This is a genomic window from Endozoicomonas numazuensis, assembly GCF_000722635.1.
GTDB lineage: Bacteria > Pseudomonadota > Gammaproteobacteria > Pseudomonadales > Endozoicomonadaceae > Endozoicomonas_A > Endozoicomonas_A numazuensis.
Window position 1 is genome coordinate 494,386 of sequence record NZ_JOKH01000001.1, and the last position, 22,749, is coordinate 517,134.

Genomic DNA, 22,749 nt, shown 5'->3' on the forward strand with positions numbered 1-22,749 from the left:
CAAACCACCTTGTTAAAGATTGGTCCATACACTATTAAAAACCCGGTTATTTTGGCCCCCATGGCCGGAGTAACAGATCGTCCTTTCAGACAACTGTGTCTGAAAATGGGTTCGGGCATGGCCGTCTCAGAAATGGTGACCAGCAATCCAAAGCTCTGGAACACACGAAAATCTCGACTGAGAATGGACCACCATGCCGAAGAGTTTGAACCGCGCTCTGTTCAGATAGCAGGTAGCGACCCTGAACAAATGGGAATGGCCGCCCGACTGAATCAGGAACGAGGCGCACAGATCATTGATATCAACATGGGCTGCCCCGCCAAAAAAGTCTGCAATAAAGCTGCCGGGTCAGCACTAATGAGAGAGCCAGAGCTGGTAGAACGTATATTAAAGTCAGTCGTTCAGGCCGTTGATATCCCTGTAACTCTCAAGACACGAACTGGCTGGAGCCCCGAGAACAGAAATGGCCTCGACATAGCCCTAATGGCTCAAGATTGCGGCATCTCGGCACTCGCAGTACACGGTAGGACCCGCCAGTGCATGTATAAAGGCGACGCTGAATACGAAACCATTGCCCGGATTTGTGAGTCCCTGGAAATTCCGGTAATTGCCAACGGTGATATTACCTCTCCAGAAAAAGCAAAGACGGTACTGGAACTCACCGGAGCAGATGCCGTTATGGTAGGTCGGGCAGCTCAAGGCAGACCCTGGATATTCAGGGAAATCAATCACTATCTCAAGTACGGTGATCATCTGCCCGCACCAGAAAACAAAGAAATTCAGTCCATTTTGCTGGACCATCTTTCTGCACTTCACGAATTTTATGGTGAAGTGCAAGGCGTACGTATCGCCAGAAAACACGTTGGCTGGTATTTGCAGGCCAGTCCATCAGGCTCCAAGCTTCGCAAACTTTTTAACAGTCTGGAGTCTGCAGAAGAACAAGAAAACTGCATACTGGAGTATTTTCAAACCTTAGGTCATCACAAGGATATTGCAGCATGACGGCACCCCATATTATTACTGACGAACAATCTGTCAATAGACAGGCACTGACCAGCCCTATCGAGAGTGAAACACAGACACTCCGCGACAGCGTTGAAAAAGCTATGAATAACTATTTCAGTCACCTGGATGGACAAGAGGTAACCGATGTTTACCAGATGGTCCTGTCTGAAGTAGAGGCTCCTCTTCTGGAAACCGTTATGACTTACGTCAAGGGCAACCAGACTAAAGCAGCTGTCCTGCTTGGCCTGAACCGAGGAACACTTAGAAAGAAGCTGAAGCAATACGACCTGCTGTAGCCCTCCCTGCTTTTAAAGTCGTATTTTGCCTTATGACATGAATACGACTTTATGCACTTTCTGCCTAATACAGATAGAAATAATACCTTCCCGATACCCATCCCCAGAGCCCAATAAGGCGACCTTGATCGCAGAAAACTGCACTTTTGTTCAAAAGCAGCATCAATAATTCCGTATTTCCTGCCTTTCCCATGAATCGGATGCTGCGAAGAAGGTCAAATCCAGCTAGAATCAGTCAGCTTTTCAGGCAACGTTTTTCAGTGAGTAAAGGAATGATGGCAGACGATTTCGAACAGCCACCTCTTCGGAGAGCCCTGATCAGTGTCTCAGACAAAACCGGCATCGTAGAATTTGCCCAGGCACTGCACCAACGCTCCGTAGAAATCCTCTCTACTGGCGGCACATATAAGCTGCTGGTTGAGCACGATATTCCCGCTGTGGAAATCTCCAGCTACACCGGCTTTCCGGAAATGATGGATGGCAGGGTCAAAACTCTACACCCCAAAGTACACGGTGGGATTCTGGGCCGCTCAGGTCAGGATGAAGCTGTCATGACCGAACACGGCATTCAACCGATCGACTTGGTTGTGGTCAATCTCTACCCGTTTGAGCAAACAGTAGCCAAAGACGACTGCACGCTGGAAATGGCAATTGAGAATATTGATATTGGTGGACCTACCATGGTTCGATCTGCAGCCAAGAATCACAGAGACACGACCATTATTGTGAATACAGGGGACTATTCCCGGGTACTCACCGAGCTCGATGAACACAACGGTTCTGTTTCCGCAGCTACTCGTTTTGACCTGGCAGTGAAGGCTTTTGAACATACTGCCCATTATGATGGTGCCATTGCCAACTATCTCGGCACACTGACAGGCAACAAAGAAGAACCAGAAGCCTTTCCTCGCACATTTAACCGCCAGTACAAGAAAGTGCAGGACATGCGTTATGGCGAGAACCCTCATCAGAAAGCCGCTTTCTATATAGAAGATTCTGCACCCGCTGGCACCGTTTCCAGCGCTCAGCAGGTTCAAGGCAAGTCTCTTTCCTTTAACAACATTGCTGATACTGATGCTGCTCTTGAGTGCGTCAAGTCTTTTGAAGCACCAGCCTGCGTCATCGTTAAGCATGCCAATCCATGTGGCGTAGCGATTGGTACAGACATTCTGGAAGCCTATAACCGGGCTTATACAACCGACCCTACATCTGCTTTTGGCGGCATCATTGCATTTAACAGAAAGCTGGACGCAGTCACTGCTAAAACCATCATTGACCGCCAATTTGTAGAAGTCATCATTGCACCTGAAATCGACAGCGAAGCTGAAATCATTCTTCAGAACAAAAAGAATATCAGGCTTCTGTGCTGTGGCACCCTACCGGAAACAGCAGAACACTTTCTGGACTTCAAACGTGTCAATAGTGGACTACTGGTCCAGGACACCGACATCAAGGTGACCAGCGCTCAGGAACTGAAAACGGTTACGGAAAGAACGCCAACAGAAGCAGAGCTGAACGACCTGCTGTTTGCCTGGAAAGTGGGCAAATTTGTTAAATCTAATGCCATTGTTTACGCCAAAAACCATCAAACCATTGGTATAGGCGCAGGTCAGATGAGCCGGGTCTACAGCGCCCGCATTGCTGGCATCAAAGCAGCTGACGAAAACCTGGAAGTTCGTGGATCGGTAATGGCTTCTGATGCCTTTTTCCCCTTCAGGGATGGCATTGACGCAGCAGCCAGTGCTGGTATTACCGCTGTCATTCAGCCAGGCGGCTCAATGAGAGATCAGGAAGTTATCGATGCCGCAAATGAAGCAGGCATTGCCATGGTATTCACTGGCGTCAGACACTTCCGCCATTGATAACCCAGGAGCCTGACAAGAATAGACAGTCCAGCATAAAATTCAGAAAGAACAGAGCTGCCCAGAGCGATTAAGGCAGTGATTCGTTCTGCTGAAATTTATGCTCGGACGAAATTCTCAACCAGGCTCCTACAGACACACAATGTGTCTCTTTTTCATTCAATGAATGACCAGTAGAAGGCTATGGTCGCTCATTATCCCTGTGAGCCAGCATACTGGCTCACAGCAGTTTGATTACTAGAGAATCTGGCTGGCATCCACCACAACCAGATTCCCGGGGGACAGGCAAACTTATGAAAGTACTCATTATCGGCAGTGGCGGGCGTGAACACGCCCTGGCATGGAAGGCCATTCAGGACAACAATGTAGAGCAGGTGTTTGTAGCTCCGGGCAATGCAGGCACAGCACTTGAACCTGGCATTACCAACATCAGCATTAATGTTCTCGAAATCGAAAAGCTGGTTGATTTTGCCCGTGCAGAAAGCATTAGTCTGACGATTGTAGGCCCCGAAGCGCCTCTAGTAGCGGGTGTGGTTGACCGATTTGAAGAAGCTGGCCTCACCATCTTTGGCCCCTCTCAAAATGCTGCACAACTGGAAGGCTCAAAAGCGTTCAGCAAAGACTTCCTGGCTCGTCATAACATTCCTACTGCAGAATACCAGAACTTCACTGATATTGATCAAGCCAAAGCCTATGTCCGTGAAAAGGGCGCGCCTATTGTAGTAAAGGCAGACGGACTGGCAGCCGGTAAAGGCGTTATTCTCGCAGACACAGAAGAGCAGGCTTTTTCAGCAATCGATGACATGCTGGCAGGCAATGCCTTCGGAGAAGCGGGACACAGAGTCGTCATTGAAGAGTTTCTTCAGGGTGAAGAGGCCAGCTTTATTGTTATGGTCGATGGCAAAAATATCCTGCCTCTCGTCACCAGCCAGGACCACAAAGCCAGAGACAATGGTGACAAGGGTCCTAACACAGGTGGCATGGGCGCCTACTCTCCCGCACCAGTGGTCACTTCCGCTATACATGACCGCGCTATGCAGGAAGTGATCATCCCAACTGTGGAAGGCATGGCTTCTGAAGGCAACACCTATAAAGGTTTCCTGTACGCGGGCTTGATGATCGATTCAGAGGGAGTCCCAAAAGTTCTCGAATTCAACTGTCGCTTTGGTGATCCAGAGACACAGCCTATCATGATGCGCCTGCAATCAAGTCTGACCGAGCTATGCCTGGCTGGCTCAACAGAAAAGCTGGATCAAGTTGAGGCGCAGTGGGATAAAAGAACCGCTTTAGGGGTGGTTCTTGCTGCTGGCGGCTATCCTGAGAAATACCGTAAAGGCGATACAATTACTGGCATCGACGAAGCCAATTCAGCCGACTGCAAAGTATTCCATGCCGGCACACAACTGGAAGACGATGCAATACTCACCAACGGTGGTCGTGTACTCTGCGTCACGGCTCTTGGAAACAGCGTTAGTGAGGCACAGGAAAAAGCCTATCAAGCCACCGCTAAAATCCAGTGGGATGGTGCATATTTCAGGACTGATATTGGCTACCGAGCTATAAGCAGAGAACAGTAAACACTCTGTCCTGTGGAGCAGCTAATAAGAGCTGCTCCAATACAGGAAGGCACGTTCACTCAAACCTCATTCCAACCCAAATAGACGTCCATTAAACTCTAAAACCTGTTGCTTGAACTTAACCGTTCTGCCATCGCCAGAAAGTAACGCTCTGGAAAGTCAGACACTTATAATCCTGGCAGGCATAGACGCGACCTGTCATGCAATAGAGAAACCTGAAGAAGAAAGTCACCTCTTCCCATAGATTAAATGATCTTTCAGGGTAAAATTACGTAAAAACTGCAACAATTTCACTTTTTCACAAAGCCGCTTACGGTATACTCATCGCCAATGGAAAAATGGAATTTTCAATAAATATTATGAGAGTTGTATTCAACCGCCTATTATCCATTGTCATCCGACCTCACTCATGCACAGAGTCAGAGTCACTACTTCATGACAGGCTTCGATTCTGGGCCAGAACTGTATTTTTACTGATACTGTCCACATATGGCTCAGTAGCATCCAGCAATGAATATTCACCTGATCAGCAGCCTTATAACGTTTCTATCAACCTTGAGCCTTCCTCAAGCATATTCATTGACCCGGACAGCACTCTGGATCTTGATCAGATCAACACACCGGATTATTTATTTCGGTTTGCACCTTGGCAAAAAGAACGCCTGTACTTCACGACCAAGAAAGGAACAGCCTGGATAAAGATCACTCTGCCTAAAGACGTCAATGTCGAGCCAATGCCTGTACTGAGACTTCGACCACCACCCGGTGTCTCTCTAAAGGCTTACATTGCAGGAAAGGGATATCACCAACAATTACCAGGTGGGCGACAAGCTAGCAGCAATATATATCTATACAACCTGACCCCTTATATAAATCAGGCGCAGGATGTGTTTGTTAAGATACCTGCGGCAGCTGCAGACAGTCTGCATGCCTCCCTGAAGTCCCCCAGTGTACTCCTCCAGGATCAGGAATATGCAAACTGGCAAACAGGTTGGCTACTGGCTCTGTTTCTCGTCATGTTTATGATGAACACATTTAACTGGTTTAAATATCGCCAAAAGGCCCATATCTATCTGGCATGCCTTTGCTTCATGGGACCAGTATTTTTGATCAGCTGGCAGGGACTGGTTCATGTCAATTGGTTCGAGTCTGGGTGGCTACAACACCTGACCATGAACATTTCATTAATCACTGGCACGATCCTTTTGAGTCAAATGGCTCGAGTTAGCCTATCGGGTAATAGCACCAAATTAATATACTGCTTTAATACGCTTTCCATTATCTCAGCATCGCTACTGATACTGACTTTAACGGGTGCTTCTGTTTCACTGGAGCACAGTTTGCTGATCAACCTGATAACGACTCAGGTCATCTGGTATTGCAGCCTGTTTACCAGAGCGCCAGGCGCACTGACTGTACCTGTATGGCTTTCCACACCATATGCCATTATTCACCTGATAGCGTCCCTGGCCATTCTTGGCGTTATAGATTTCAACCCGATTGCAGCCATTTGGATGCTACTTCAAATCACCTCTCTTACCATTCTCGCGTTTAGTTTTTATTTCGGAAACCGGGAACATTTATATGCAGACTCTGACCTTGCACGAACCAATACTGTCAGCCCCGCTCCCATCACCCAAATCACAAATGACAACGATATTTTCAACGCGATGGGACATGAACTCAGAACCCCCTTGAATGGGGTATTGGGTATGTCTGAATTACTGCAAAGCACGCAATTGACCCCCAAACAGGAAAACTATGTTGAAACCCTGAGATATGCGGGCAATGAACTCAGCAATCTCATCAATCTACTCTCTGAAGCGTGGAAACTGGAGCAAAGAGAAAGCAGCCTTGAAATCAAACCTTATGACATCAATGAATTTCTGAATGACAGTCTATATAAATTCCGGTTTCGTGCAGAACAACTCAACACCGAACTCATTAGCTTTGTACATCCTGACGTGCCTGATATCAGCGAAACAGACATACGTCAGTTATCACTTATATTGGAAGGCATACTGAGTCATATCTTCAGCCACACAGAAAACAGTGAAGTCATGGTTTCAGTCAATCAGACCTCATTATTGCCAGACTATGAGCCCGACAAACAACAAGAAAGAAAGGATGGCTACATACTATTTCAGGCCACCTATAGTCAGGGACAACAAAGTCTGAACCTGGTAGATGATATCAGTAAGCTCAGCTACTCTGAGGCCAAGCAAAGGGCTGATATCAGCATGCACTTGTATATTGCCATCAAATTAATTGAGGCTATGTCTGGTCAGTTTGGCATCATGAATCAGGGCAGCACACACATTTGGTTTGCCATACCGCATAAACAACAAACAACAAGTGCCCTTAATCACGATGAACAACCCATGTTCTCTCATAAAAATATCAAGGCACTGATCGTAGATGACAATAAAACCTGCAGACAGGTTCTGGCTCAGCAATGCGCCCTGATGGGCATCAGTACTCTGGACGCTGAAGACGGCCGGGAAGCACTGGCCATGATTCGTAACGAAGCCTACCTTGGTCGAGCATTTGACGTCATCATTCTTGACCACCACATGCCAGGAATGAACGGTATTCAGATGGTGGAAAGATTACAGGAAAACAACCAGATAGAAATCCCCAGAATCGTCATGCTCACTGGCGCTACAAACCCACCCGGCAAGCAGCGTGCAGAGAGATTAGGCGTTAGCGCCTTTCTTACAAAACCTGCTGGACGTAAAACACTACAGAAGGCTCTTTCCCAGGCATTAGGAGAAGTCCGCCAGAATGAAGAAATAGAGATGGCCTGATGACAGATAGCCATCAGGCCAAGAGCTAATCAGACTTAAGCTTAAAAGCCGACGCTCAACCACTCACTTGAGGATCAGATGGATTATTGTGTGTGGTATTGAGCAGACAGTTCGTGAACGGCATCGACAAAAACTTTAGCTCGATCCGGCTCTACAAATTGATGAATACCGTGACCCAAATTAAAAACATGCCCTTCGCCCGGACCAAAATCACTTAATATTTTCGCGACTTCAGCTCGTATCCGATCCGGAGAGGCATAGAGTACAGATGGATCCATATTCCCCTGCAAGGTCACTTTATCTCCCACACGCTGACGCGCATCAGAAATATCAGTCGTCCAGTCCAAACCCAGTGCATCAGCGCCTGTTGCAGCCATTGATTCAAGCCATTGACCACCATTCTTGGTAAAGAGAATGACAGGTACTTTTCTACCTTCATGCTCTCTGATCAGACCCGACACAATCTTCTCCATGTACTTCAGAGAAAATGCCTTGTAGCACTCAGGTGAAAGCGCTCCACCCCAAGTATCAAAAATCTGCACAGCTTGAGCACCCGCCTTGATCTGAGCATTAAGATACTCAATGACGGAGTCAGCCAGCACATCCAGCAATTGCGAGAGAACAGCAGGCTGATCAAACATCATAGCCTTGATACGACGGAAGTCCTTACTACTCCCCCCTTCAACCATATAGGTAGCCAGAGTCCAGGGACTGCCCGAAAAACCAATCAGAGGAACACGACCATTTAATTCTGTCCGAATGGTTCGAACAGCATCCATGACGTAGCCCAAATCTTTTTCCGGATCCGGCACTGACAGAGCCTCAACATCCGACGCTGTACGTACCGGCTTTTTAAACCTTGGGCCCTCACCTGTTTCGAAGTACAGCCCCAAGCCCATTGCATCAGGAATAGTCAGAATGTCCGAGAACAAGATAGCCGCATCCAGATCAAAACGCTCCAGCGGCTGAATCGTGACTTCACACGCCAACTCAGGATTCATGCAAAGCGACATAAAATCACCGGCTTTACTTCTGAGTTCCCGATATTCAGGTAGATAACGCCCAGCCTGACGCATCATCCAAACAGGTGTGACATCAACAGGCTCTTTCAGCAAAGCCCTCAGAAATCGGTCATTTTTCAGCTCAGTCATGAGGTTTCCAGAATTCAGGAAAGTGCAATATACCGTATGACAAGACAAGGTCCTGAGCCAAAGCCCATCTAACCAACCCTTAACACTAACGGTTTTTAAAAGGAAAAGAGGGAGAATACTCATTCCCCCTCGTATTGACAATTGCTTCAGACCCTCAAGACTGCTTATCTTGATAATCGTTCAGCAAGATCACACATCCAGAAAGTCCATAATCCCTTCAGCCGCCTGACGACCTTCCCAAATAGCGGTGACCACCAGATCAGAACCACGAACCATATCTCCACCCGCAAAGACTTTAGGGTTAGAGGTCTGGAACTTGTACTTGGCCTTTTCAGGCGCAACCACTCCCCCCCACTCATTCAACTGAATGTCATGGGACTCGAACCAGTCAGCAGGACTTGGACGGAATCCAAAAGCAATCAGCACGGCATCCGCTTCCAGAATCTCCTCACTACCAGGCACTGGCTCAGGACGACGACGCCCCTGCTCATCAGGCTCACCCAGTTTGGTAGTGATCACTTTAACCCCTTCAACCTTGCCATTACCGACAATTTCTACAGGTTGACGATTAAACAGGAACTTAACCCCTTCCTGCTTTGCATTCGCCACTTCACGACGAGAACCCGGCATGTTTTCTTCATCACGACGGTAGGCACAAGCCACTGACTTAGCCCCCTGACGGATTGATGTCCGGTTACAGTCCATCGCTGTATCACCGCCACCCAGAACAACAACACGTTTTCCTTTCACCCCAATGTAATCGGACTCATCCTTTTCAAAACCGAGGTTGCGATTCGCACTGGAAATCAGGAAAGGCAATGCATCATGGACACCAGGCAGATCTTCACCCGGGAACCCCCCCTTCATGTAGGTGTAGGTACCCATTCCCATAAAGACAGCGTCATACTCTTCCATCAGATCTTCAATCAGAACATCTTTACCGATTTCAGTACTCAGCCTGAATTCCACCCCCATTTCTGTGAACACTTCTCGACGACGGGACATCACTGTTTTTTCAAGTTTGAATTCAGGAATACCGAATGTGAGCAGACCACCAATCTCAGGGTTTTTATCAAAAACAACTGGCTTCACACCGTTTCTAACCAGAACATCTGCACAACCCAGCCCCGCAGGGCCTGCACCTATCACAGCTACTTTCTTATCCGTCCAGACAACATTGGACATATCCGGACGCCAGCCCAGGGCAAGCGCCGTATCGGTAATGTATTTCTCTGTAGCCCCAATTGTGACCGCACCAAACCCATCATTCAGGGTACAGGCACCTTCACAAAGTCGATCCTGGGGACATACACGACCACAGACTTCCGGCAAACTATTCGTTTGGTGAGAAAGTTCTGCAGCTTCAAATAAATTGCCTTCTGAAACCAGCTTTAACCAGTCCGGAATATAATTGTGAACCGGGCACTTCCACTCACAATAGGGGTTACCACAGGAAAGGCATCGATGAGACTGCTGCTTAACCTGCTTTTCATTAAAAGGCTCATATATCTCTACAAAATCATTTTTTCGAACCCGAAGAGCCTTTTTTTCCGGATCCTTTCTTCCTACTTCAACAAACTGAAAATGGTTGCTAAGTCGGCTATTAAACTGTGACATGGATTTGACCTCATTCGCTGATTGTTTTTATAACGCTCATGGCGCTGCGCTTTTATTAGCTGAAGACTGCTGCAGCGCGCATGGCTGTTCTAAAGACCTTCCTGCAAGCGGGCAGGCATCCTATTCAGGACGCCCACGAGTACTCGCCAGCAATGAGTCCAAACTGGCCGCCTTTGGCTTCACCAGCCAGAAACGCCCCCGATAGTCGTAAAACTCCTCCTGAAGTTCACGCCCCCATTCACTGCCTGTCTCTTTCACATATTCATCCAGAAGCCCTATCAGGTGAGACTGATAGTCTTCCATGGACTCGGTATCAATCCGGTGAATATCCACCAGCTCATGGTTGTATCGGTCAACGAAGTTTCGCTTCAGATCCAGTACATAGGCAAATCCACCCGTCATACCAGCACCAAAGTTGTGGCCTGTTTCACCCAGAACAACCACCAGACCACCTGTCATATACTCACAACAGTGATCCCCTGCTCCTTCGACAATGACTGTGGCACCTGAGTTCCGAACACCAAGACGCTCACCAGCGCGTCCGGCAGCCAGCAAACGCCCACCGGTAGCACCATAAAGACAGGTATTACCGATGATTGAAGTTTCATTGGAATTAAAAACGCTACCCTGAGGTGGACGGATAATCAAATTACCACCGGTCATACCCTTGCCCACGTAGTCGTTAGCATCACCTTCAAGGTGCATATCCAGACCACCTGCGTTCCAGACACCAAAACTCTGTCCCGCCGTTCCTTTCAGGCTAAGTTTGACGGGATGATCAGCCATTCCCTGATTACCATGGCGCTTGGCAAGCTCACCGGACAACCTTGCACCAATAGAACGGTCGCAGTTACCTACAGTAAATTCAAACTCACCACCCTGACCACTTTCGATGACAGGGAGACACGCTTCGACCATAGTCTCCGCCAACTCTCCTTTATCATAAGAAGGATTGCGCTCAACCTGACAGGTATGAGGCTTATCTGCCGGAATCAGATCATTGCGAACAATCGGTGTTAGGTCGAGACCTTTCTGCTTGTCGGTATCACCTGGCAACAGATCCAGCAACTCTGTACGACCAATAACATCTTCAAGACTTCTGGCCCCCAGTACAGAAAGCCATTCACGAACTTCTTCCGCTACAAAAGTGAAGAAATTCATAATCATCTCAACCGTTCCGTTGAAATGATTTTCTCTCAAATGCTGATCCTGAGTGGCTACACCCGTAGCACAATTATTCAGATGGCAGATTCTCAGGTACTTACAACCCATAGCCACCATTGGAGTGGTGCCAAAACCATAGCTTTCAGCACCCAAAACTGCGGCCTTAACAACATCCAAACCTGTTTTTATACCGCCATCAGTCTGAAGACGAACCTTGCCTCGAAGGTCATTTGCCCTGAGCGCCTGATGAGCTTCTGTCAGACCCAATTCCCATGGAGAACCAGCGTATCTTATAGACGTCAATGGACTAGCAGCAGTACCACCATCATAACCAGAGATCGTAATCAGGTCGGCATAAGCCTTGGCAACACCTGCCGCAATAGTGCCAACACCTGGCTCAGACACCAGCTTTACAGACACCAACGCTTTCGGATTAACCTGCTTCAGGTCAAAGATCAGCTGTGCCAGATCTTCAATAGAATAAATATCATGATGCGGTGGAGGAGAGATCAATGTCACACCAGGTACAGAATAACGCAACCTGGCAATCAGCTTGTTCACCTTGCCACCTGGTAACTGACCACCCTCACCTGGCTTGGCTCCCTGAGCCACCTTAATCTGCAACACTTCCGCATTAACCAGATAGTGAGGCGTTACACCAAAGCGGCCAGACGCAATCTGCTTGATCTTTGAAACTCGCTGGGTGCCAAAGCGGGCTTCGTCTTCCCCCCCTTCACCCGAGTTAGAACGACCACCCAGGCGGTTCATGGCTTCAGCCAAAGCTTCATGAGCTTCTGGAGACAGTGCCCCCAGGCTCATGGCGGCAGAATCGAATCTTTTGAGAATGTTGGCTACCGGCTCTACATCGGCAAGAGCAAAAGGCTTATCTGCTACCTTCAGACCCATCAGATCACGTAGAGTGGCAACCGGCCTTTCATTGACCAGTTTTGAGTAACGACGAAACTCCTGGTAATCACCACTGGAAACCGCCTTCTGAAGTTGCTGGACAACATCAGGGTTGAAGGCGTGATATTCACTGTCATGCACATATTTCAGCAAACCACCCTGCTGAATAGGCTTCCTTTTCTTCCAGGCGGTCTCAGAGAGCAGGCTTTGATCTTGCTGAATAGCTTCAAAACTGGCGCCCTCAATACGACTTTGGACACCTTTAAAGCACAGATCAACCACATCAGAAGACAAACCAATTGCTTCGAATAACTGAGCAGCTCGATAAGAAGCAATAGTCGAGATCCCCATCTTGGAGAGAATCTTCAAAAGACCTTTATCGATACCTTTGCGATACGCTTTATAGGCATCCAGAGGGTCTGCCAGAATCTCACCAGAACGAATCTGATCATGAATAATTTCATACGACAGATAAGGGTAAATAGCGGTCGCACCAAACCCAAGCAGCACTGCAAACTGGTGTGAATCTCTGGCAGTAGCCGTTTCCACCAGAATATTGGCATCCGAACGCAGGCCAGTATCGATCAGTCGATGATGAACAGCGCCTGTAGCCATCGCAGCATGAACGGGCAGTTTGTCATCATTGATATCTCGATCGCTTAAATGAATCAGAGCTTTGCCGTCTTTTACAGCCTGCTCTGCTTCATCACAAATACGCTCAATAGCCGCTTTAAGCCCTTCCTCAGGCTTGTAGTTAATGTCTATGTAAACGACATCCAGATCATCATGCTGATGATGGGCATTGATCAGATTCAGAAACTTCGTAGTAGACAGCACAGGCGATTTGAGGACCACTCGACCAGCGTGCTCGGCAGTCTCTTCAAATACATTTTTCTCACGACCCAGACACGTCTCCAGGGACATGACAATCGCTTCACGCAAGGGGTCAATAGGAGGATTAGTGACCTGAGCAAACTGCTGCCTGAAATAGTCATAAACAGAACGCACTCGCCCTGACAGAACCGCCATAGGGGTATCATCACCCATGGACCCTACTGCTTCCTGCCCACTTTCAGCCAGGGGGCGAATAACTTGATCACGCTCTTCGAATGTGACCGAGAACATCTTTTGATGAACGTTCAGCAGCTCTGAATCCAAATGTTCAATCTTGTGGTCTTCACCTCTGAATTGAGAGCGAATACGATAGGAGTTCTTCTTCAGCCATTGCTTATAGGGCTGACGAGTTTTCAACTGATCATCAATATCGTGAGCCTGATGTAACTCCCCGGACTCAACATCAATGGCCAGCACTTCACCGGGTCCTACACGACCTTTCGCTACCACGTCTTCTGGCTGGTAGCCGTATACTCCTACTTCAGAAGCAACAGTCAGATAGCCATTCTTTGTAATCACCCAGCGGGAAGGACGCAAACCGTTCCTGTCCAGCGCACAAACCGCACGACGACCATCAGTAATAACTAGACCCGCCGGACCATCCCATGGCTCCATATGCATAGAGTTGTATTCATAGAAAGCCCTGAGACCAGGATCCATGGTGTCAACATTTTGCCAGGCAGGGGGTACCAGCATTCTGATGGCTCGATACAGATCAACACCACCAGTGACCAGAACTTCAAGCATATTATCCAGACTTGATGAATCTGAACCCGTCCGGTTCACCAGAGGGGAGATCTGATCAAGATCAGGCAGCAGTTTGGACTTGAATTTGTTTCGGCGAGCCTGCGACCAGTTCCTGTTACCGGTAATGGTATTAATTTCACCGTTATGAGCCAGCAGACGGAATGGCTGAGCCAGCTTCCAACGAGGCATAGTATTCGTAGAGAAACGCTGATGAAATACGCAGATTGCAGTTTCGAATCGAGAGTCCCCAAGATCCTGATAAAAGTTGGCCAGATCGACTGGCATCATCAGGCCTTTATAAGTGACTACCTGGGTAGACAGGGAACAGATATAGAAGTCCTGATCCTGCTCAAGTGCCATATTGGTAAAGCGGCGAGCCATATACAAGCGGGCTGAAAACTCTTCTTCATCCAGCTCCCCCTGATGCCCAACAAAGACTTGTTCGATAACAGGGAGTTGATCCAGAGCAATCGGCCCCAGACACTCACTGTTGACCGGTACTTTCCGCCAGCCAATCACCACCAGATTTTTCTTTTCCAGCTCTGCTTCCAGCTTTTTTCTGGCATGATCCGCTACTGCCTCATCCTGACTGAGAAACAGCATTCCCACAGCATACTGAGCAGGCAGATCTTTACCGAGTTGCTCCTTGACCACAGTACGGAAAAAAGTATCCGGGGTTTGAATCAGCAAGCCACAACCATCGCCCGTTTTCCCATCTGCGGCAATACCACCACGGTGCGTCATGCAGGTAAGTGCTTCAATAGCGGTTTTCAGGAGATTATGACTTTTTTCTCCCTCCATATGGGCTATCAGCCCGAAACCACAGTTATCCCTAAACTCCCCAGGATTATACAAACCTGCTTTCATAGGCACTCTCTCATCGTCAGTTATTATAAACCTTGAAACTTCTGTCACTTAAGGAGCCCCATTGAGACTCACGCTCTTACTGGACTCCCTTGACGATCGTTATTCTTTTTCCCAAGGCTGTTTTTTTCTTTAAATTTTGTTGCTCGCCGCTTTTAAACGTAACTTTTTATAGGCCATCCCATAGCTTCTGGTATTTGCTGCCGGATCGTCAGGCGACGTCTCTGACCTTGATCACACTTGAGCCCATTACCGTCAAACATGAGCCCCATGCTCCGACAAGACTTGGCTGCTTCCCTGCAGGGCAAAACACCTATAGATATTAATTCATTTTTATGGATTTTAATTCAAAAAAGGGTACAAGAAAAGAGTATACCCTTTACTACTACTTCATGGAAAATAGGTCGAAGTTGCAGATATTTAGCCTCGCCATATAAGACAAGGGGCTGACCATTTTACACGGCCAGCCCCTTGATCACAAATGCATAAAAAGAACAATAAGTAATAGACTCTATACCCTGCACATGTCCTGAAGCATTTCATCCAACACACTTCGATCAAATTGATCGGTGACAAAAGCCTTTCCAATCTGCTCCAAAAGGACCAGCCTCAGCTTCCCATCCAATACCTTCTTATCTATAGACATCAGCTCTATGAATTGCTCAGAGGACATATCTTCAGGTGGTTCAATTGGCAAACAAGCCGTTTTGAGCATATCCACAACGTCTCGAACCTCTTCCCTGCCAATATGACCCAACCGACAGGACAGCTCCGCAGCCATAACCATGCCTGCAGCGACAGCTTCACCATGCAGCCATTCACCATAACCAGTATGTGTTTCGATAGCATGACCAAAGGTATGACCCAAGTTCAAAATAGCTCTCAGCCCGGATTCTTTTTCATCCTCTGCCACCACCCATGCCTTATCAGAACAAGAGCGGTGAATAGCATACGTCAATGCTTCCTGATCCCGAGCCATGACCCGATCAATATTCGACTGCAGCCACTGATAGAAGTCGCGATCACAAATCAAGCCGTACTTGATGACTTCCGCCACCCCTGCCGAAAACTCTCTGCCTGGCAAAGTGGACAGAGAATCAATATCAATCAGTACGACATTAGGCTGATGGAAAGCACCAATCATATTCTTGCCTAAGGGATGATTAACTCCCGTCTTTCCGCCAACTGAAGAATCAACCTGCGACAAGAGCGTGGTGGGAATCTGAATAAAATCAACTCCGCGCTGATAGGCCGCAGCAGCAAAGCCTGTCATATCACCCACAACCCCTCCACCTAAGGCAATCAGTGTCGTTTTTCGGGTATGACGAGCTCTGAGCAAGCCATCAAACACCTGTTCAAGAACAGACAGACTCTTGTATTCCTCACCATCCGGAAGAATCACCTCGATCAGCTCAAAGCCCTCAAGCATGCTACGCACTTGTTCCAGATAGAGTGGAGCAATGGTTTCGTTCGTTACAATAGCCACCTGCTGCCCTTTAATATAAGGCTTCAGCAACTCGGCTCTGGAATTACCCGTATATAGACCTGAACCAATAAATATGGGGTAGCTTCTTTCACCCAGATCCACCTTCAGCTCAAGCATGCTCGACTCCTGCATCAAACGCCTCACTCTCTCTTTCTGAAAAATCTTCCACTAATGAACCGCTCATAAAATTCTTTCCTTTACTCACGGCTGCTTGCCAACGGCACGGATGATTTCATTGATCAGCGCTTTGGGTGAGAGCTGTTCGGTGTCCAACTCAATATCTGCAATACTGGTGTAGAGAGGCGCTCTGTCACTCAATAATTGAGTGAGCACCTCTTTTCTATCAGGTCTTTGCAATAAAGGTCTTTTTTTGTCTTTCTCTGTTCTGGCCAGCTGTGCAGCCACTGACGCCTTAAGAAAAACAACGAAACCATTGGTGCCCAGCTGCTGACGGTTTTCCAACCTGGTTACAGCGCCACCACCTGTTGCAAGTATGATACCTCGCTCGGTGCATAGATCGTGTATCACCTGTATCTCGCGCTGTCGAAAGCCTTCTTCGCCCTCAACATCAAAAATCCAGGGAATATCAGCACCACTGCGCGCCTCAACCTCATGATCCGAATCGTAAAATGGCAGCCCTAACTCTTTAGCCAACATCCGCCCGATCGTACTTTTACCGGCCCCCATAGGGCCTACCAGAAATATATTTGTTAATGGCATTGTCTTTGTTAGCCCGACTTCCTGCCTGCGTGTGGCCGAGCGTAGCGCATCCTAAGCGATGCTGACAATATGATAAGGCATAAAAAAACGGGAGCTTAAGCTCCCGTTCTTATTTATTTTCCGACTTTTCCCTTTACAGGCGAGAATTACCGGAGGGTAATGTTGTCATTAACCACTCGAGGCGTAATAAAAATCATCAACTCAGTTTTAGTGTTTGAACTGGTGTCTTTTCTAAACAACCGTCCAACATATGGAATATCACCCAACACTGGCACCTTCACCGTCCCCTTCTTCTTCTCTTGGGTAAAGACTCCACCCAGAACAACTGTTTCACCATCTCTGACAAGAACCTGCGTGTTCACTTCATTCTTGTTAATGGTAGGTACTCCATTAGGTGCATCGGTTCCCTGAGAGTCATTAGTCACCGTAACTTCCATGATAATACTGCCTTCAGGCGTTATCTGCGGAGTCACTTCAAGAGAAAGCACAGCATCTTTAAAGGCCACAGAGGTAGCACCACTGGACGTTTTCTCTTCGTACGGAATCTCTTTACCCGACTTAATAACGGCCTTGGTTTTATCTGCAGTAATGACTTTTGGCTGTGAAACCGTCTCACCACCACCGTCCGACAGAATGGCTGAAAGCTCAAGGTTTAGCAGAGTACTATTGGTAGCAAAACCAATAGCCAGAGTCGCAGCATTAGAACCCGTTACCCCAAAGTCTACAAATGGAGCATTTTCTGGCAACTGAACAGTAGGCACACCATCAACGATTCCCGCCTGAGTCCCTCTACCACCAATTGCTACATCTCGATTAGGTGATCGATCAAAATCAGTTGCTCCACCCCACTTAACACCCAGATCACGGGTAAAATCAGAATTCATATTGACTATTCGAGCCTCAATCATCACCTGTCGTACAGGGATATCAAGACGTTGAATCAGGGCTCGCAATTCATCCAGCTTTTCCTGAGTATCTTTAACCAGCAGACTGTTGGTACGTGCTACCACCTGAACCGAGCCTCGCTCAGTCAGCAGGCTGGTCTCTTCACCTTCACCGGCAAGAACTGTCGCAATCTCGGCAGCATCTGCGTAATTAATTTGAATCAGATCAGTGTATACAGGTGCCAGCTCTCGGATCTGCTTATCATTTTCCAGCTGCTGACGTTCTCGTGCTGCAATTTCTTCAGCCGGAGCCACTGTCAGAACATTACCTTCAAGACGCTTATCCAGACCTTTTGACTTAAGAACGATATCCAGAGCCTGATCCCACGGAACATTCTGTAAACGCAGAGTCACATTGCCACTGACTGTATCAGAGGCCACAAGGTTCAGATCTGTAAAGTCAGCTATCAACTGAAGAACCGCACGGACTTCAATATCCTGGAAGTTCAGAGACAGCTTGTCACCCTTATAAGTCAGGCCTTTACGATCTCGACCATAATCCTTATCAGTGACAGGCTTCACACTCACAGTCAGTGTATTATCAGCCTGATAAGCAAGGTAGTTGTACTCACCCTTAGGCTCGATAACAACCACTGCGTTACCGTCTTCCACCTTGGCATCGATAAACTTCACGGGGGTAGCAAAGTCAATAACATCAAGGCGGTTACGTAGCCGACCCGGAAGCACATTACCCTGAAACTCAAGACGAATACGGCCACCCAGCTCATTCATATCCATGGGAATATTGGGATCTGCCAGTGTAATAACAATATTACCCTCTCCCTCTTCCCCTCTTTGAAAATCAATATGGGTAATACCCTTACTGGCAGGATCAGCCAGAGGTGCTCCAGAATTGGCTACCGAAGGGAGAGCTGAACTGGTAGTTGAACCTTCTGCTCCCACATAAACATAAAGCACATTACCATCTGTTTTGGTGGTAAAGCCGGAAGCTGATTTAAGATTAACGACAAGACGAGTTCTATCCCCAGCCTCAAGCACTGTCACACTCTCTGTGTTCTGAAACCCAACTTCATTGTACTTGGGCAGATCGCTACGAGTGTAAGGCAAATCCAGAGAGATTCTTGGTGGCTGTTCTATCGTATAACCCTTGGCTTCAGGTGCAGGACCATCGAACATCAGACGCAGCTCTACGATGTCACCCGGCAGGGTGCCAGCATCCATTTTCTTGAGTGTTACACCCCAGACAGAAAGCGGCAACCACGCCAACACCGTATACAGCAGCATTCGTACTGCGCTGGCTTTCAACACGGGCTTATTATTCATCTACTTAACCCACTTAGCATTTTAGAATTGTTGTTCTAATCGGCATGACATCAGAAAAATCCAGTTTTCTGCAGCGATGTTGCCTACCTTATCAAATCAGCCATGAGGGCTCTCATTGAAACGAGAGCCATACCTTGATCACCCCCACACATCAAAAAAGACATGCTCTGCGAGGTACTCATGGCAAAAGCGGGAAATCCATCTCGACACTGATCGGGCTATCCTTACAAGCAAGGTTTACAGTGAAAATATTTTCACTAACAGAGACGAAGAAAGCTCATTTCATCGCCCCAGGCTGTAAACACAAGCTTAACGATCAGGGTTGACCAAGATCCAGCCTCAGGCTTCTGGGTCTTTCAATCCAGACTTCAGAACCTGCAGGCACAATCTCGATAATTCTGAGTTCACTATCATCGATATAGGTGATACGACCGTGGTTTTTGCCCAGGTAATCACCCACTCTAACCCGATGGATACCATCATCACCACGAATCAGCCCCCAGAGGCCATCGTCGTTACTGATAGAGCCCACCAGAGCAAAAGTTTCAATATCAAACTGCTCCAGATATTGCTTGACCCGACTATTGTCCGGCTTAACATTACTATTGAACTCGCGATCAGAAGCCTTCACTTTGATCGGTGGCTCAAAAGGACTTCTCAAGCCTGAAGCCCTGTATGTAAATGCTTCATAGGGTGTAAACGTCGGTAACGGTTCAATTCTTCCAGACGGCTTGGCTTTCATTTCTGCCATATACTGGTCCAGATCACTGAAACCACTGTTTCCGGAACACCCTGCCAGAACAACCCCCGCACAAACAACCAAAAGTCTTTGTAAATACTTCATTACTGAGACTCCTTGTCGTTGTAGCGATAAGTTCTCGCCAGAATTTCCATCTTCAGAATCTGCCCGTTTCTTTCCGGGGTAATAGAAAAGTCATGAAGTGTCACAATTCGCGGCAGGCTGGCTACACCACTAACAAAGCTACCAATATCGTGATAGTTACCACTCACAGAAATACTGATAGGCAATTCAATATAAAACTCCGTTGCTTTTTCAGGCTGCAGCTTAATAGTCTCGAACGTTAAACCTGCACCACGCCCGGTAAAGGTAATATCTTCAAGCAAACCAGGCACTTCTGTATCACTTGGCAATTGCTTTACCAGCGCGCCAAACGAAGCTTCCATTTCTTCCATTTGAGTACGATATGAATCCAGATTTGCTGCCTGGAAAGCTTTGAGCCGATACTGATCCTTTAACTCTCTCTCCTTGGCTATAACACTGTCGTAAGATTTCTGAAGGTCATTCAAATGCAACTGATAACCCAGAAACAGAACCACACCAAGAGTGAGCACACAGGCAATAATTCTCACTGGCAGCGGCCAGCCGCCGACATTTTCCAGATCCAGCTCAGCCAGATCCAACTCATTTAGATTTTTAAGAGAATCTGCAAAGCTCATGATTCGTCCTCCCCTTCTTTTTCAGGTGATGTACGAATCACAGTCAGATCAAACTCATTCATCCGCTCGCCGCCTAGCGTCACTTTACGCACAGCAGTTAGATTGGGATCTGAAAACCATTCCGAGGAATCAAAATTACGCATCAGGCTGGAGATACGATTATTAGATTCAGCTACCCCCACAAGCTTCAAAGTATCCCCCTGAAACTGAAGACTTTTGAAATGCACGCCATCAGGAATCAAGCGGGCCAGCTGATCAAAGACTCTGACGATGATCGGACGATTACCCTGCAGATTCTGTATAACTTCCATCCGCTCCAGAAGCTGGGCCCGTTTATCCTTGAGGTCCTTGATTTCAGAAATACTTTTGTCGAGTTCAGTAATTTTATTCTGAAGGTACTGGTTTCGGCTCTGCTGTTGATTAATGACATTTCCGGTATAGAGATCCGCCAGAAAAATCATGGCTCCACCCATCAGAATGGTCATTACCCAGGCAGCAACAAAACGTTTTTTACGCTCTTCACGCAGCTGTTCACGCCAGGGGAGAAGGTTAATTCTTGCCATCAGTCAAAGCTCCTCATGGCCAATCCACAGGCGATCATCAATGCTGGAGCAGTTCCAGTTAACTGACCGGCATCCACTTTTCCGGATAGCGCCATTTTGGCAAACGGATTAGCCAGTAGCGCCTGGGTTCCGAGCTTGTCCTGAATAAGAGCAGCAAGACCTGGAATGGAAGACGTTCCTCCTGCCATCAAGATGGCATCAACATCATTGTATTGACTGGAGGAATAGAAAAACTGCAGGGACCGGGAAACCTGCTGCACTATGGCCTCTTTGAAAGGCTCCAGTACTTCAGGCTCAAAATCATCGGGTAGACCACCTTCGCGCTTGGACTTTTCAGCTTCTTCAGGACTTAAGCCGTAACGACGCTGAATTTCATCCGTCAGTTGTCGACCACCAAACAACTGCTCCCGAGTATAAATAGTCTGTCCATTACTCAGTACACTGATAGAGGTACTGCTGGCACCAATATCAACAATGGCTACTACGGGATCTTCCTCAGGCAGCTCCAGCATGTCACTGACCAGCTCATAAACCCTTTCCATGGCAAAGGCTTCGACATCAACCACTTTGGCTTTCAATCCACCCAGCCCAAGGGCTTCCTCACGCATATCAACATTATCTCGCCGACACGCCGCCAGTAGTACCTCGGCACGCTCAGGATTATTCTCCTTCAAGCCGAGCACTTCGAAATCAATGGCCACTTCATCAAGTGCATACGGAATATACTGATCGGCTTCTACTGCAATTTGTGTTTCCATCTCATCATCACTAAGAGAAGAATCCATTTCGATGGTTTTAGTGATGACAGCGGAGCCGGATACAGCCACTGCAGCATTTTTCACATTGCTGCGGCTTTTGGACACTGCGCGTTTAATAGCCTCGCCAACGGCTTCAGGCTCCTGAATATTATTTTCTACCACAGCCCCGGGCGGCAAAGGTTCTTCGCCGTAGGCTTCGATTCGGTAGCCCCCACTGCCACGACCCAGCTCGAGAACCTTCACTGAGGTCGAACTGATGTCCACTCCAAGGACAGCGCTTGTTTTATTATTGAACAGCCCAAACACAGACGCGATTCCTGCTTTTTTCACCATGAAACATCTGTCTGATAAAGGCTCACAGCACTGACGTTTGTTGCTCACGGCGGCTTTGTTATAAAAATTCCCTATTTTTCATTTAATAACAGTCCGCTCAATTGCGCAACGAAAGGAACCTTTCGGATTAACTTTATCTTGAACAGATCACGCTAAGCGCCTTCCCGTGGCTACTTTTTATTCGATATACCTTAAATCAGGACATGTCAATTTACTCACTTCGCCATAACTGCTTCGACAACTATCTGTCACTGATGACAGAAAAACATCGTCCATCCGGAACAGCCTTTGGCAGAAAACGCTTTCACACCCT

General features: G+C 47.5%; 15 protein-coding genes. 5 read left to right on the forward strand and 10 right to left on the reverse strand.

Translation table 11 applies throughout. From position 1 onward, the window contains the following. The first annotated feature begins 9 nt into the window (after positions 1-9). The 5 genes from dusB to GZ78_RS02190 all read left to right on the forward strand — a co-directional run bounded on the left by dusB (position 10) and on the right by GZ78_RS02190 (position 7,547). Positions 10-1,002 (forward strand): tRNA dihydrouridine synthase DusB, encoded by a 993-nt coding sequence (dusB, locus tag GZ78_RS02170; protein WP_034832417.1) that lies wholly within the window; start codon positions 10-12, stop codon positions 1,000-1,002. Next, a complete protein-coding gene (gene fis, locus GZ78_RS02175) occupies positions 999-1,301 on the forward strand; it encodes a DNA-binding transcriptional regulator Fis (RefSeq protein ID WP_034832419.1) in 303 nt (100 codons plus the stop codon). The genes dusB and fis overlap by 4 nt, the downstream gene beginning before the upstream one ends. Positions 1,302-1,576: 275 nt before the next feature. Beyond that, the gene (purH, locus tag GZ78_RS02180; protein WP_034834020.1) at positions 1,577-3,163 is read left to right on the forward strand and encodes a bifunctional phosphoribosylaminoimidazolecarboxamide formyltransferase/IMP cyclohydrolase; all 1,587 of its coding nucleotides are present in this window, start codon (positions 1,577-1,579) and stop codon (positions 3,161-3,163) included. A gap of 293 nt (positions 3,164-3,456) precedes the next feature. After that, entirely contained in the window at positions 3,457-4,740 is a 1,284-nt protein-coding gene (gene purD / locus GZ78_RS02185) for a phosphoribosylamine--glycine ligase (protein WP_034832422.1), read from the forward strand. A 338-nt stretch (positions 4,741-5,078) separates the two neighbouring features. Then, complete coding sequence (locus GZ78_RS02190; RefSeq protein WP_081869633.1) at positions 5,079-7,547, forward strand: response regulator; 2,469 nt, start codon at positions 5,079-5,081, stop codon at positions 7,545-7,547. 83 nt (positions 7,548-7,630) lie between these two features. Here the strand turns inward: GZ78_RS02190 and hemE are convergent, their stop codons facing one another. The 10 genes from hemE to GZ78_RS02240 all read right to left on the reverse strand — a co-directional run bounded on the left by hemE (position 7,631) and on the right by GZ78_RS02240 (position 22,409). Further along, positions 7,631-8,698: a uroporphyrinogen decarboxylase gene (gene hemE / locus GZ78_RS02195; RefSeq protein ID WP_034832427.1), complete on the reverse strand. Its 1,068-nt coding sequence runs from the start codon at positions 8,696-8,698 to the stop codon at positions 7,631-7,633. A 189-nt stretch (positions 8,699-8,887) separates the two neighbouring features. After that, positions 8,888-10,315, reverse strand: a complete 1,428-nt coding sequence (locus GZ78_RS02200; RefSeq protein ID WP_034832430.1) for an FAD-dependent oxidoreductase — start codon at positions 10,313-10,315, stop codon at positions 8,888-8,890. 120 nt (positions 10,316-10,435) lie between these two features. After that, positions 10,436-14,893: a glutamate synthase large subunit gene (gltB, locus tag GZ78_RS02205; protein WP_034832432.1), complete on the reverse strand. Its 4,458-nt coding sequence runs from the start codon at positions 14,891-14,893 to the stop codon at positions 10,436-10,438. Between the two features lie 508 nt (positions 14,894-15,401). Next, positions 15,402-16,493, reverse strand: a complete 1,092-nt coding sequence (gene aroB, locus GZ78_RS02210; protein ID WP_034832435.1) for a 3-dehydroquinate synthase — start codon at positions 16,491-16,493, stop codon at positions 15,402-15,404. Positions 16,494-16,577: 84 nt separating this feature from the next. Further along, complete coding sequence (gene aroK / locus GZ78_RS02215) at positions 16,578-17,096, reverse strand: shikimate kinase AroK (RefSeq protein WP_034832436.1); 519 nt, start codon at positions 17,094-17,096, stop codon at positions 16,578-16,580. A gap of 146 nt (positions 17,097-17,242) precedes the next feature. After that, positions 17,243-19,324: a type IV pilus secretin PilQ gene (locus GZ78_RS02220; protein WP_034832438.1), complete on the reverse strand. Its 2,082-nt coding sequence runs from the start codon at positions 19,322-19,324 to the stop codon at positions 17,243-17,245. A gap of 316 nt (positions 19,325-19,640) precedes the next feature. Further along, positions 19,641-20,168, reverse strand: a complete 528-nt coding sequence (locus tag GZ78_RS02225; protein WP_034832439.1) for a pilus assembly protein PilP — start codon at positions 20,166-20,168, stop codon at positions 19,641-19,643. Next, positions 20,168-20,782: a type IV pilus inner membrane component PilO gene (locus GZ78_RS02230; protein ID WP_034832441.1), complete on the reverse strand. Its 615-nt coding sequence runs from the start codon at positions 20,780-20,782 to the stop codon at positions 20,168-20,170. Before GZ78_RS02230 ends, GZ78_RS02225 begins: the two co-directional genes overlap by 1 nt. Continuing rightward, positions 20,779-21,345 carry a PilN domain-containing protein gene (locus tag GZ78_RS02235; protein ID WP_034832444.1) on the reverse strand — a complete coding sequence of 189 codons (567 nt, stop codon included), beginning with the start codon at positions 21,343-21,345 and terminating at the stop codon, positions 20,779-20,781. The genes GZ78_RS02230 and GZ78_RS02235 overlap by 4 nt, the downstream gene beginning before the upstream one ends. Further along, positions 21,345-22,409: a pilus assembly protein PilM gene (locus GZ78_RS02240; protein ID WP_034834022.1), complete on the reverse strand. Its 1,065-nt coding sequence runs from the start codon at positions 22,407-22,409 to the stop codon at positions 21,345-21,347. The genes GZ78_RS02235 and GZ78_RS02240 overlap by 1 nt, the downstream gene beginning before the upstream one ends. Positions 22,410-22,749: the final 340 nt, after the last annotated feature.

Excerpts from the sequence above, each read along its gene's own strand:
- fis (WP_034832419.1), top strand. The coding sequence starts at position 999 with ATGACGGCACCCCATATTATTACTGACGAACAATCTGTCAATAGACAG.
- purH (WP_034834020.1), top strand. The coding sequence starts at position 1,577 with ATGGCAGACGATTTCGAACAGCCACCTCTTCGGAGAGCCCTGATCAGT.
- purD (WP_034832422.1), top strand. The coding sequence starts at position 3,457 with ATGAAAGTACTCATTATCGGCAGTGGCGGGCGTGAACACGCCCTGGCA.
- GZ78_RS02190 (WP_081869633.1), top strand. The coding sequence starts at position 5,079 with ATGGAATTTTCAATAAATATTATGAGAGTTGTATTCAACCGCCTATTA.
- hemE (WP_034832427.1), bottom strand. The coding sequence starts at position 8,698 with ATGACTGAGCTGAAAAATGACCGATTTCTGAGGGCTTTGCTGAAAGAG.
- GZ78_RS02200 (WP_034832430.1), bottom strand. The coding sequence starts at position 10,315 with ATGTCACAGTTTAATAGCCGACTTAGCAACCATTTTCAGTTTGTTGAA.
- gltB (WP_034832432.1), bottom strand. The coding sequence starts at position 14,893 with ATGAAAGCAGGTTTGTATAATCCTGGGGAGTTTAGGGATAACTGTGGT.
- aroB (WP_034832435.1), bottom strand. The coding sequence starts at position 16,493 with ATGCTTGAGCTGAAGGTGGATCTGGGTGAAAGAAGCTACCCCATATTT.
- aroK (WP_034832436.1), bottom strand. The coding sequence starts at position 17,096 with ATGCCATTAACAAATATATTTCTGGTAGGCCCTATGGGGGCCGGTAAA.
- GZ78_RS02220 (WP_034832438.1), bottom strand. The coding sequence starts at position 19,324 with ATGAATAATAAGCCCGTGTTGAAAGCCAGCGCAGTACGAATGCTGCTG.
- GZ78_RS02225 (WP_034832439.1), bottom strand. The coding sequence starts at position 20,168 with ATGAAGTATTTACAAAGACTTTTGGTTGTTTGTGCGGGGGTTGTTCTG.
- GZ78_RS02230 (WP_034832441.1), bottom strand. The coding sequence starts at position 20,782 with ATGAGCTTTGCAGATTCTCTTAAAAATCTAAATGAGTTGGATCTGGCT.
- GZ78_RS02235 (WP_034832444.1), bottom strand. The coding sequence starts at position 21,345 with ATGGCAAGAATTAACCTTCTCCCCTGGCGTGAACAGCTGCGTGAAGAG.